The 11,880-nt window shown below is 54.0% G+C and carries 9 protein-coding genes; 5 read left to right on the top strand and 4 right to left on the bottom strand.

Annotation, left to right across the window (positions count from 1 at the left end):
• Window positions 1-561, top strand: a 561-nt coding sequence (locus KR51_RS04425) for an acetoacetate decarboxylase family protein (protein ID WP_022605265.1), incomplete at its 5' end; no start/stop codon positions are given.
• A 102-nt stretch (window positions 562-663) separates the two neighbouring features.
• Window positions 664-960: a hypothetical protein gene (locus KR51_RS19235; protein WP_156914973.1), complete on the top strand. Its 297-nt coding sequence runs from the start codon at window positions 664-666 to the stop codon at window positions 958-960.
• On the opposite strand, the gene aroH is transcribed toward KR51_RS19235, so the two are convergent.
• Both aroH and sppA read right to left on the bottom strand, forming a co-directional pair.
• Window positions 957-1,340 carry a chorismate mutase gene (gene aroH / locus KR51_RS04420; RefSeq protein ID WP_022605262.1) on the bottom strand — a complete coding sequence of 128 codons (384 nt, stop codon included), beginning with the start codon at window positions 1,338-1,340 and terminating at the stop codon, window positions 957-959. The genes KR51_RS19235 and aroH overlap by 4 nt on opposite strands.
• 75 nt (window positions 1,341-1,415) lie before the next feature.
• A complete protein-coding gene (sppA, locus tag KR51_RS04415; RefSeq protein WP_022605259.1) occupies window positions 1,416-2,249 on the bottom strand; it encodes a signal peptide peptidase SppA in 834 nt (277 codons plus the stop codon).
• Window positions 2,250-2,392: 143 nt separating this feature from the next.
• Here sppA and KR51_RS04410 point away from each other — a divergent pair, with 143 nt between their 5' ends.
• Complete coding sequence (locus tag KR51_RS04410) at window positions 2,393-3,430, top strand: DMT family transporter (protein ID WP_022605258.1); 1,038 nt, start codon at window positions 2,393-2,395, stop codon at window positions 3,428-3,430.
• Window positions 3,431-3,915: 485 nt separating this feature from the next.
• On the opposite strand, the gene KR51_RS04405 is transcribed toward KR51_RS04410, so the two are convergent.
• Window positions 3,916-4,299 (bottom strand): IS630 transposase-related protein, encoded by a 384-nt coding sequence (locus KR51_RS04405; protein ID WP_022605256.1) that lies wholly within the window; start codon window positions 4,297-4,299, stop codon window positions 3,916-3,918.
• Between the two features lie 1,679 nt (window positions 4,300-5,978).
• The gene (gene xth, locus KR51_RS04400; RefSeq protein WP_022605254.1) at window positions 5,979-6,767 is read right to left on the bottom strand and encodes an exodeoxyribonuclease III; all 789 of its coding nucleotides are present in this window, start codon (window positions 6,765-6,767) and stop codon (window positions 5,979-5,981) included.
• A gap of 481 nt (window positions 6,768-7,248) precedes the next feature.
• Here xth and KR51_RS18640 point away from each other — a divergent pair, with 481 nt between their 5' ends.
• Complete coding sequence (locus KR51_RS18640; RefSeq protein ID WP_022605253.1) at window positions 7,249-10,560, top strand: glycosyltransferase; 3,312 nt, start codon at window positions 7,249-7,251, stop codon at window positions 10,558-10,560.
• 116 nt (window positions 10,561-10,676) lie between these two features.
• The gene (locus tag KR51_RS04380) at window positions 10,677-11,588 is read left to right on the top strand and encodes a glycosyltransferase family 2 protein (RefSeq protein WP_022605252.1); all 912 of its coding nucleotides are present in this window, start codon (window positions 10,677-10,679) and stop codon (window positions 11,586-11,588) included.
• Window positions 11,589-11,880: the final 292 nt, after the last annotated feature.

Raw genomic sequence — 11,880 nt, 5'->3', positions numbered from 1 at the left:
TCCAGGCTAGCGATCGTGCCGATCTGGCCGGGGTACACGCTGGGCGGAATTTTCTTTGCGTCCTACGACGAGCGCTCGACGCTGGTTTACGACGAACTCATTGCGCTGGCAGCGATTGCACGGTGCGGTAGTTGCTGGGGCGGTTGGATTGCAGGCATTTACGTTAGCGCTTCGGCGTCCGTTGCGGGCGGGCGCGAGATCTGGGGGTTGCCCAAGCAACTGGCTGACTTTAGGTGGGACGGCGATCGTGTCAGCGCTATAGGAGCAGGCGATCCGGGTCAACTGCTGTGCGAGCTGACATGCAAGCCGATGCAGTGGGGCAAGCCGATGCGATGGCGCACGCCGCTGCCAATACCGGGAGCGGGATTCGGACAGCGCGACGGGCAACTGCTGCATTTTGGATTTCGAGCGCGCGCGCGGTTGAGCATTGCGGAAGCGCACGTGACGATTCCGGCAGCGAGTCCGCTTTCCTGGTTGGGGTTCTCGCAGCCGCAGCTGACGATCGCTGGAACCGATTTGGACTTAAAGGTTGCTGCCCCCCAACTCCTATCGGACGAGTAGCAAGGCGGTAAGGATTACGGCACTAGTAAGAGAGGGTTTCGTCGCCTGCATGCCTGCTGCCGCCCCAGCATGGAAGCTTTAAGTCCTTTATCCTCTGAGTGGATGCGTTCTCCCCCGCACTTTAAGGACTTTTGTTGTTCTTGCCGCCGCGCCAGTCCAGCAGAAGCACGAGGGGTCTGGCTCAACCGCAGCGCGCCGGTCATCCGCGAAGACTATTGCCGTCAATGTCAAGAATTTTTATTAATGCAAATCCAAACAGGTGAGGTGCAGCTCCAGCAGCGATCGCGCGCCGTCGGAATTCACCCAAAGGCGAAAGAGATCGGATCGCTAGCTACAAAACTTCAACACGCACTGCATCAGTCGAGCAACCTCGTCGTGTATGGACTACCTGCAAGCTAACGTGGCGGGACAAGGCTCCACTCAGGGCGTAGGTCGCTAGCACCGCGCAGGTAGATGTGGGCGATCGCATTCTGAGGCGCAATCGTGTTGACCTGAACCAAGACACGTATGCAGCGTTCGAGGCTGCCCGCGACGTGCATGTGTTGAACGTCAAGGAGCGGGACGTTTTGCCATTGGGCGCGCTCGCGGGCGATCGCGGCGGGGAAAGCTGCGTTGAGATCGCGGGTGGCCGTGAAGGTGGCGCTAATGATGTCGTCGGGGTCGAGGTGGTTGCGGAGGGTGAGGGTGTCGAGTAGCTCTAGGATGGCGTCGCGCATGGCCGCTTCGGTGTTAGCTGTTGCTGTTGTCGCTCCTCGGATTGCTCGCACTTTCCAGCCCACGGTTCGATCCTCTACACAAAAATATAAAACGCGATTCGCGGCAGTTGCCGATCGGTAAATAACGGTTGCGAGCCGCTATTTACCGATCGCCTGCGGTCGATAAAGCCATAGGGGCTGACCGCTGGTTGACAGCTCAAATTCTACCCAATCCTTGACGGCCTCCCAACTCGGGCACTGCTGCTGCCGGCTGGGAAGCAGGCGTGCGAGGGGCGATTTGCGCTCGTCGAGGGTAACGCATTTTGTCTTGTCGGGGTCGAGATCGACGAGTTCGGCCGTCCAACGGCGGGCATCCTCTTCAGTTCCCAGGCGATCGACGACGCCGAGGTCGCGAGCTTGCTCGCCGGTGAAGATGCGGCCGTCGGCAAAGGAGCGCACGGCGTCTTCGCTGAGATGGCGTGCGGTGGCGACGGTGCGGACGAACTGTTGGTAGCTGGTGTCGATCAGGCTCTGCAGGATGTCGGTTTCGGCAGGGGTGAGGTCGCGATCGAAGGCGAGGATGTCTTTGTATGGACCGGATTTGATGACTTTAAAGGAGATGCCGATTTTGTCGAGCAAGCGTTCGAGGTTGTTGCCGCGCAGGATGACGCCAATGCTGCCGGTGATAGTACCGGGGTTGGCGACGATTTTTTCGGCACCCATGCCGACGTAAACGCCGCCGGAGGCGGAGATATTGCCGAAGCTGGCGACAATTTTTAGTTTGGAGCGCAGGCGCATGAGGGCGGCGTAGATCTCTTGAGAGTCGCCGACGGTGCCGCCGGGGGAGTCGATCCGCAGCAGCAGGGCGGGGTAGCGGCGCTCGGCAACGAGCTCGAGGGCTTTGAGGACGCGCTGACGCGTTCCAGAGGCGATCGCGCCGACGATTTCGATGCGGGCGATTTGCTTGCGACGTCGAGTGAGCAACCAGACCATAGGCGTTGGGTTTCGATCCCGAGATGTGAAGGGGGTTTCTCTAGTGTGCCGAAGTTGGAGGGATCGCGCTGGTTAACATAACTCTACAATTTAGGGATGACCGTCCCGGGACGGCTGCACCAGAACGTTTGAAGGTCGCCTCGATGCAGCTCAATTTATCTCGCCCGCAGTGGATCGCATCGTCGCTATTCGTCATCGCGCCGTTTTTCTTGTGGGGAACGGCAATGGTAGCGATGAAGGGTGTATTGCCGCAGACGACGCCGTATTTTGTGGCGGGGGTGCGGTTGGTGCCGGCAGGCGTATTGGTGTTGCTGGTGGCAGCGTTGAGCGATCGCCCGCAGCCGCGCGGCTGGTTGGCATGGTGCTGGATTGGGTGGTTTGCGCTGGTCGACGGTGCGTTGTTTCAGGGATTTTTGGCACAGGGCTTGGTGCGAACGGGAGCGGGGCTCGGGTCGGTAACGATCGATTCGCAGCCGCTGGCGGTGGCGCTGATGTCGAGCTGGCTTTTCGGGGAGGCGATAGGAGCGTGGGGCTGGTTGGGTTTGCTGATGGGGATTGCAGGGATTAGCTGCGTGGGGCTGCCGGAGGCGTGGATCGTTGGGTTGCTGCACGGAGATATCGGCGCGATCGCCTTCGAGCAGACGGGATTGTTCGACAGCGGCATATTGCTGATGCTGTTTGCAGCGCTCTCGATGGCGGGCGGCACGATTCTCAGCCGGTATGTCAGCCGCCAGGTAGATCCGGTGGTAGCGACGGGCTGGCACATGATTTTGGGCGGCATCCCGTTGTGGGTACTCTCGGGATTGACGGAGTCACAGCAGTGGACGCGGCTGGATTTAAACGGTTGGATGGCGCTGGCCTATGCGACGGTATTCGGCAGCGCGATCGCCTACGGGATCTTCTTTTACTTAGCAGCACGCGGGAGCTTAACCAGTCTGTCGGCGCTGACGTTTCTGACGCCGGTATTTGCCCTGGCGTTTGGCAGTTTGCTGCTGTCTGAGGAGCTGAGCGCGGTGCAGTGGAGTGGGGTCGGACTGACGCTGGTAGCGATCTACACGATTAACCAGCGCGATCGCCTGACGGAGCGGACGCAATTGATTCTGGCAGGACTCAGAGCGTCGGAGGCGAGCGGAGAAGAATTGGAGGTCGTGACGCGCGATCGGATTGGGTCGGAGCGCTAACTGTTGGCTGTAGAAGCGATCGCGATCGACTCCATTAGTCAGAGATTGGTGGCATAGTTCATGATGCTGACGCAGATGATGCTTCAGCCGATTCTAGAATGTTCAATCTTGTTCGGGTCATGGGTGCAAGGCGGCAGAAACTCAGCTTGCCTCCCACTTGCTCGATTGCCTCCGGATAGCTGCTAATTTGTAGGGTGGCGATGCACATCAAGCACCGACTGACCGGCATTCAATGACGGTACGAGTTCTTCACGATCCTCACCGCTATCAACTTCTCATTGCATTACTCCTGAGACGTCATCGTTGTCTGGACTTCGCCGTCGGATCGGGCCGAAAACGTGGTGATGGGACAGGTCCTATGCCCCAATTTAAAGACATCAAAACGCTCCAAGGGGTGGCACGAACATTAGGCAAAGGACTTTTAATCATCCACTCCTGCCTCATCGAAGGAGACCAACTGTTCGGTTGCGTACTCCCCACCGTCTCTAGGAAGGCTCCTTGCTAGGCTTCGTCACGTTCTCGATAGCCTTAGGTCTTTTCTTGCGCGTGAAACCGATTTTTTTCAAGGCTTTGCCAATGGTGCGATTGCTAATTGGCTGGGACCAACGCTGGGCCATCTGCTCTTGGGTCAAATGACCGTGGGTAGCAGCAAAGTCTCGGAAGTATTCCAAATCAGCAATTTTGGGTTGGGGTCCGCGACGATAGTGTGGAGTGTGAGCGACCGTGCCCGAAGTCTGGCGTCGTTTGAGCCAGTCGTCGAGGGTAGAGCGACCGATGCCGAAGGTACGGCAGACGTGAGATTTCCGGTCGCCGCGGTCGACTGCTGCAAGAGCTTTGAGACGGAGGTCCTCACTGTAGGGAGCAGGCATGTGAGTCACCGGTTGAATCAGGCTACAACATAATTATGCCTTAACCAACCATTCATTGGTCATACCCAAAGGGCCTAGAAGTACATCCGAAAAATAATGATGCTGTTTTTCTGAAGCACTTTTCAGAAGTATACTTTTCAGTTGACAATGCCTGAGATGGGTGCAATCCCCGAGCGCACGCCAAATACCTCCATTTTCAAGCTCGGGGGCTCGAATCGAATCTTAAAAGCGCTGAGATGGGAACAGTCTTGACTTCGAATTTACCGTCGTAATGAAACCATCCTTCAAGGCATTTGCCGTCGTATCTTTCACGAACCCGATCGATTTAATGTCCAGGAAATCGACGTGTCTAGAGCTGAAGCTCCACGGTAGTTGAAGGTTTGGTTGCGGTTGTAATCGCTGAGATCCCCTAGGATTTGACGAGTGTCTTCGATGGTGAACGAATAGCTGGCGAATTCAGTTCTTCGAGCGGACTCTTGCCTCAGGTAGAACTCCCTACCGCAATCGCCTGAATAAGGATGTTAAGTTTTCTTGGTAAGCCGGTGGATCTAAGCGGCTGTTTAAAAGGGTCTGGTCGAGTACCAAAGTACCCTGAGCGATCCGTAGAAAAGCCCTAAAAAGTACTATTCCCTCGTCGCGAGGCATGTGCTCGAGTTCCCGCAACCCGACTTTTCAAATGGCCTCTAGTCGATATAGGGCTTGCTGAAAAAGGCTGGAATTGTTTCAGAGAGAAGGTTCCAGCGTTTTCTGCGTCAGAGAAGTGTAAGGTTGTGGTTGCTAGAGCCTCAAAACCCTTGCACTTGAGCCGAGATCTAGGGGCGAAAATCTGGGGCTAGATGGCGAAAACCTGATTTCATGAGCTCTCTGTCCCCTAAATTCACTTTGTGGACTTTTTCAGCAAGCCCGATATAGCTCTCGGGATGCTCGCTGGCAAATCGCGCTAGCGCCGCCTTCCAGTTCATCGGCGGTCCCGTAATATCTGGTCGATTTTCGCCAGCTTAGGTAGAGCAATTTGAAGACCATGGACGTCGCACAGTAGTTGTGCCTGAATGTCGCAGGTGCTAGCCTCGCAGGGTTAGAGCACCCGTAACTGCCTGTCTATCCCAACTAGGCGAAGTTGACCTTTGGGCACGAGGAAGGGCGTGAATTCGCCGCAATGGTAGTACGGAATCTACAGCTCGAGACTGCCTTGGTTGCTGTGGACGATTTGGCGCGAGTAGCCATTGCAACTGCTGGGGGCTAGGGGTCCGCGTCCTGCTGCGTGAGGTGGAGGGGCAATTCGCCTTGGAGGGGAGGTTCGAACCAACGGGTGGTGAGTTAGTGGCTTGAGCACAGCCCATTCTCGTCGAGGGTTGGCGCGGGAGCGGAGTAATGCTGCAGAAGTTGGTTATAAATCTGGTCAGTTTAGGAGGGGTCTGAATGACGAATAGGAATGGGTTGTTGTCTCCAAATGGGTTATCTCTAGGTCTGCATACACAAAAAAATATGACAAGCTCGCTCATAAAAGTTTGAGGACGAGGAGTTCGAGTAGTCCCTACAACGGAATGAACATTTTTTGGATGACGCCGAAAGAGATTGGCATTATTAGGGGAACGCGAGCGGAGCACGATTTCCGATCTCGGACAAACTACTCATGCAGGCTGGCTCGCACCACTTGTTTCTCGCTGAGGCACCCCTCATCATGCGGTGAACACGACCGGCGCATGATCGCTGGGCTTGGGCAACCCACGCGGTGTTGAGTCGATCGCGCAACTCGTTGCTCGTTCGTAGAGCCCGGCAGAAACCCAGTGGTGGTCGATACGCCAGCCACGGTTGTTGCGAAATCCGCGCGTGCGATAATCCCACCAACTGAAATGCCCCGTCTCCGAGACAAATTTGCGAAAGGCATCGGCAAATCCTAGTGCCGCGATTGCCTGGAGTGCTTCCCGTTCCGCTGGCGATGCCATGATATGCGTGTCTTTACCCACGGGATCGTGAATGTCGCGGTCTTCCGGGGCAATGTTGAAATCCCCACAGGCACAAATATTCACCGGCGATCTCCCCTGCAGCTCTAGGAGATAAGCACGTAGCACGTATAACCAGCGCAGCTTGTAGTCGTACTTATCGCAACCAACACTTGCACCGTTAGGCACGTAGAGGTTGACAATTCTTACGTCGTCCAAAATGCCGCTGAGAACGCGCTTTTGTTCGTCGAGATCTCCGGCCAGCTCCGTGCCCACAACCGGTTCAAATCCCGCATTCACCTCAGCGAGAGGCTGCCGCGAAAGGATTGCTACGCCGTTATAAGATTTCTGTCCGGAAATGACTGCATGGTAGCCCAGCTCGCGGAACGGCGAGCTGGGAAAGTCCTTATCGATCACCTTGGTCTCTTGCAAACAGAGTGCGTCCACAGGATGTGCTTTTAGCCAATCGACAACATGTTCCACGCGCGAGCGAATGGAATTGACGTTCCAGGTAGCGATTTGCATGGCTGATAGGGTTGGGGGACGAACGGCACCCGGATTGTAGCTCGCCCCTGCTCTAACGCGATCGCCAGGGCCGACACGGCAAGCAATAGAGGCATTGGGATATCCTTACAGACCCCCCATACGAACGCGGTGGTAACACAAGCACTTTGGTTTACTTAGTAGGATATCTCGGCAATTCTTAGTACTGCCCGAACCCTTAAGAGAATGCTCATTAGGATCTCACTCGTCCTTGCCCGTTGTAGAAGAAGGATGGTAGGCTCTAGTGCAGTTTGCAGGGTAGTATCCGCACCTAGCTGCAATTTATTTGGCTAGGAATCATGCAGAGCCTTCTTCATATTTGCCCGTTCAACTCGGCTCAGGCGTACCAATGGGGACGTCACACTTCCAGCCGCTTAATACCTGGCAAAGCGGGGAATTTAGCTACTCCAGGCTGAAGCCACGTACCCGACCAACTAGAGACAAGCGCGAGCACTGAGAACTAATGCGTCTTTTCTGGGACATCGCCATTCAACCTATCTTAGAGCTTTTGCAGCCTAAGGTCATTATCGAGATTGGCTCCGATCGCGGCTACACAACTGAGAAGTTGCTGGACTATTGCGAGCGCGAGGACTCTTGTCTACACGTCATCGATCCACTTCCCAAGTTCGATCTGGAACCTTGGGAGCAGCATTACGGAAAACATGTCACGTTCTATAAGTTATTAAGTCTAAATGCTATACCGATAGCACCATCTGGCGATTTAGTGCTCATAGATGGCGATCATAATTGGTACACGGTTTATAACGAACTCAAGTTAGTCGAAAAGCATAGTTCTAGCAAGGGAAAAGCCTTTCCCGTTGTCTTACTACACGATGTGGGATGGCCTTACGGGCGCAGAGATCTCTACTACAATCCCGAAAACATCCCGATCGCTTACCGCCATGCTTACAAGCAGCAGGGACTTAGCCTTGACACGCCTGAATTGCTGGAGTCAGGAGGGTTTAACGCGCATCTGAACCATTCAATTTATGAGAACGCCGTCCGCAATGGCGTTCGGACGGCAGTCGACGACTTTGTCAGCGAGAGCGACCTAGCTCTATCCTTATACGAACTGCCTGGCTTTAACGGACTCGGCATTTTAGCAACGGATACTTGTCTGCAGGCACGCCAACAGTTAGCAAGCTTCTTAGAGGCATTTCGAACGCCTCCTGCTATCGATCGCCTGCTGCGCGCCCTTGAGAAAGAGCGTCTGAGAGGAGAACTCGATCGGCAGAAATTTAAGACTGCTCTTCGAAACAATCAGCAGAAGAGCAAACAGAGTATTGAAAAGCTCGAGGAAAAATACAACCGCGATACTGCCGATCTCAAAGCACGGCTTGAGAAATTCCAACATACCCGACAACAACAGCAGAAGCAGTTTACCAAAGGTCTTGAGGCTAATATCTCCAGCCTAGAAGCCCAAATTTGCAGTAACAAAAAAGCCCTAGAGCAAGCCGAGCAAGACATTTTCAGACTCGGCAGCTGGATTGAAGAATTCAACCAGTCGATTACTTCTATTCTCGATACCAACCGCTGGAGACTGGGTAGCTTCCTATACCTCATTTTCCGTAAGATTCGCGGCCAGTCTCTTGACGAACCACCAGAGCTCCAACAGTCTCGCCTGATTGGGAGAGTACGGGCGTGGCAGCGAACCTATGAGGGGCGTCGCGATCGCGGCAGTCAACGTTTCCAAAACCACCTAATTCTCCCCGCGCTCAGCAGTCGCGGCAGTACTTCCTATCTACTGCCTGCAGGGAAAAGCAGCTCCCGCCGCGAAGAAAAGGTCGATATCATTGTCTGCATTCACAACGCCCTGGCTGATGTTCGACTTTGTCTGAACGCGATCGTGCGCGAGACTAAGCCCCCCTACCAACTCTATTTGGTTAATGATGGGTCCGGGGAAGAGACATCTTGCTACTTGCGAGAGTTTACCAGCCAACACCCGAACATTACTTCAATCGAAACTGAAGTAGCAGGTGGGTACACCAAGGCTGCCAATCGGGGACTTCGAGCCTCAAGCGCCGAGTATGTTGTTTTGTTGAATAGCGATACAATCGTGCCCTCGGGGTGGCTGGAGCGGTTGCTAGAGTGCTTGAAGAGCGACCCAAAAATTGGTATTGCTTCTCCCCTATCCAACGCAGCAAGCTGGCAGTCCGTGCCGGAGATCTACGCTGCTGGCGGCGGCTGGGCTGTTAACGAACTGCCTGCGGGTTACAGCACGAGTGATATGGCAGACGTAGTAAGCTCGGTTTCTCAAAAGCGTTACCCCCGAGTGCCATTTTTAAATGGATTCTGTTTATGCCTAAAACGAGCTGTGATCGATGAAATCGGCTACTTGGACGAGGCAAGCTTTCCTAAGGGGTATGGTGAGGAGAACGATTATTGCTTGCGCGCAACCGATGCCGGATTTGACCTGGCGATTGCCGATTCCGCCTACATCTTCCACGCGAAATCGAAAAGTTACGGTGACAAACGCCGCGCGGAGCTAGCCAAAGCTGGCAGCCGTTCGCTAGAAGCCAAGCATGGGAAGGAGCGCATTGCCTCGCAGGTCGAGTTAATGCGCAATCACCCGCTATTGGAAGAGATGCGCCTGCGGGTTCGCCAGCGGCTCGACCAAGCACTAAGCAAGCCTCGCGGAGATATGGGGGCTCGCGTGAGACTGGGTAGCGATCGCCAACCTAGCATCCTGTTTTTGCTCCCCGTGCGCGGGGGTGGGGGCGGCGCGCATTCTGTGGTTCAGGAAGCATCGGGAATGCGGAAACTGGGGGTAGATGCGCGCATTGCTACGCGGGCAAAACACAAGTCCAATTATCGGCAGAACTACCCCAGTCTGTTTCAATCCGATCGCGATCTCTTCTATTTTTTCAACAACGAGGACGAGCTAACGGAAGCGGCTGGCCGATTTGACATCGTCATAGCAACGATTTTTTCATCGACGCAATTGCTACAGGCGATCGTTACCTCGAATCCAATGCTGTTGCCTGCCTACTACGTCCAAGACTACGAGCCTTGGTTTTTCGAGTTAGGTTCTGCAGAATGGCAACAGGCCTATGACTCCTACACGTTAGTTCGGGGGAACGTACTTTTCGCCAAAACTCGCTGGCTGTGCGACCTGATCGAGCGAGAGCATGGAGTTGAGGTTGCGAAAGTCAGTCCGAGTCTCGAACGCAACCTGTTTTACCCTCGTTTTGCCCCATCCTCTGGAGGTCGAGCAGTACGAGTTGCTGCGATGGTCCGTCCGGCAACGCCTCGTCGCGGCGCCGCTCGAACCATGCGAGTGTTGGCCAGGTTGAAATCAGAGTTTGGAGAAAAAGTCGAGATCGAAATCTTTGGTTGCCACGATCGCAACCTAGCAAGTTACGCTCTCGACCGAGAGTTCTCCCATTGCAACCGCGGTGTCGTCACCCGAGAAGAGGTAGCAGGAACCCTACGGCAGTCAGATATTTTTGTCGACTACTCGGATTACCAAGCCTTCGGACGCACGGGTCTTGAAGCCATGGCTTGCGGGTGCGCGACGATTTTACCGCAACAAGGAGGAGCGACTGAGTACGCCATAGACGGTGAAAATGCACTGTTCGCCGATACATCATCGGAAGCTGACTGCTATCATCAACTAGTCAAGCTAGTAACCGATGACGCCCTAAGAGAAGCACTCCGCGATCGCGCGATCGTCACTGCCGTTGAGTACTCGGTTGAAAAAGCAGTCATTTCGGAGCTGCAAGTATTACAAGCTGCTCTAAAGCACCGAAACAACGTAAGCTTGAGAGCTGTTTGAGGAGAGCAGATCGAACCCAAAACTCGCTGTTCAGAGTTCATCATATATTCTACTAAAGTTGAGGTAATGAATGGGGTATTTGCTTTCTTGAAAATCTGAGGAGCGAGAGCAGCGGTTTGGGAATTTATAACGTTGCAGCTTACATAACAGGCTATAAAGATCGAGCTGCGGTCGATCTTTGCTTACAGGGGATTTACCGACAAACCCATCCAATCAAGTCTGTTTACCTGCTCGACAACTCTCCGGAAGCTTTATCAGTCAGTCGCGATCGCATCTCGACATATTGGCATCAACCCGAAAATGTCGGTATTGGTGAAGGGTTGAAACGCGCGATCGCGCAAGCCCTTAGCGAAGACTGCGACTTCCTCTGGACATTCGATCAAGACAGTATTCCCAGACCTGATTGCCTGGAAACTCTACTGAAAACCTATCAGCAGCTTGTCAGCCAGCGTCGTCCGATTGGCATCGTGGCACCGACTCCCATCGACTGCCTTACGGGAGAGATTGTGATGGGAGCTGTCTTCAAACGCGATCGCTTCTTAGGTTGTGAGCCTAGCGTGGCAGGAGACTTTTATGAGTGCGACGCTCCCATCACTTCAGGTTCGTTGCTATATCTAGCAGCCGCGCGTGCAGTCGGTTCTCCACGGGTAGACCTTTTTATCGACGGGATCGACCTCGAGTATGGGATGCGTCTTCGACAGCACGGATACTTCAACATTATTGCCTCTGCAGCAATCCTCGACCATCACTTTGGCAATCCGCTGCAAATAAAGCTATTTGGAATCGAAAACACAGTGCTTCAATACTCGGCACTCCGCCACTTCTATATCTGCCGCAACCATACCTATCTTGAAACCCGGTACGCTCGCGGGCTCTTTCGATTGACAGGAAGCTTGAGACGTATAAAGTATGCTCTCTATGAGATCGTTAAGATCTGCCTCTACAATCGTGAGAACTGGCAGAACAAAGTTAGATCGTGTTTACTCGGGACTTACCTCGGTTTCCGAGGCAAGTTGGGAAAGATGTAAATGATTTTCGCACTAACATCTTGCCTGGCGACGAAAATAATTAGGATGTCTGCTCTAGCTGCTATCTGGTTTGGGAAATTGGATTCGGTGACATTTGAAAAAAACGATGCCAGCTTGCTGAACGCGGCGCTCCACATCGACCGCAAATGAGATCGTTGTTAAAAAGCAAAGAGACAAGAGTCGCAACTCTCGCGCGAATAACATTGCCTATCATATGCTCCGAGCGGGATCGCATCCAGGCTTTTCCGTATAGATGCGTTCTAGAGGTAACTGTCTTGATGGTCCCGCGATC

It is taken from the genome of Rubidibacter lacunae KORDI 51-2 (genome assembly GCF_000473895.1).
Lineage (GTDB): Bacteria > Cyanobacteriota > Cyanobacteriia > Cyanobacteriales > Rubidibacteraceae > Rubidibacter > Rubidibacter lacunae.
Note: the sequence above shows the minus strand (reverse complement) of the source record. Positions and strands in the feature narration are given on the sequence as shown.

What these genes read in the sequence shown, in the direction of transcription:
- KR51_RS18640 (WP_022605253.1), top strand. Translation starts at nt 7,249, where the DNA reads ATGCGTCTTTTCTGGGACATCGCCATTCAACCTATCTTAGAGCTTTTG.
- KR51_RS04405 (WP_022605256.1), bottom strand. Translation starts at nt 4,299, where the DNA reads ATGCCTGCTCCCTACAGTGAGGACCTCCGTCTCAAAGCTCTTGCAGCA.
- KR51_RS04410 (WP_022605258.1), top strand. Translation starts at nt 2,393, where the DNA reads ATGCAGCTCAATTTATCTCGCCCGCAGTGGATCGCATCGTCGCTATTC.
- sppA (WP_022605259.1), bottom strand. Translation starts at nt 2,249, where the DNA reads ATGGTCTGGTTGCTCACTCGACGTCGCAAGCAAATCGCCCGCATCGAA.
- xth (WP_022605254.1), bottom strand. Translation starts at nt 6,767, where the DNA reads ATGCAAATCGCTACCTGGAACGTCAATTCCATTCGCTCGCGCGTGGAA.
- KR51_RS19235 (WP_156914973.1), top strand. Translation starts at nt 664, where the DNA reads ATGCGTTCTCCCCCGCACTTTAAGGACTTTTGTTGTTCTTGCCGCCGC.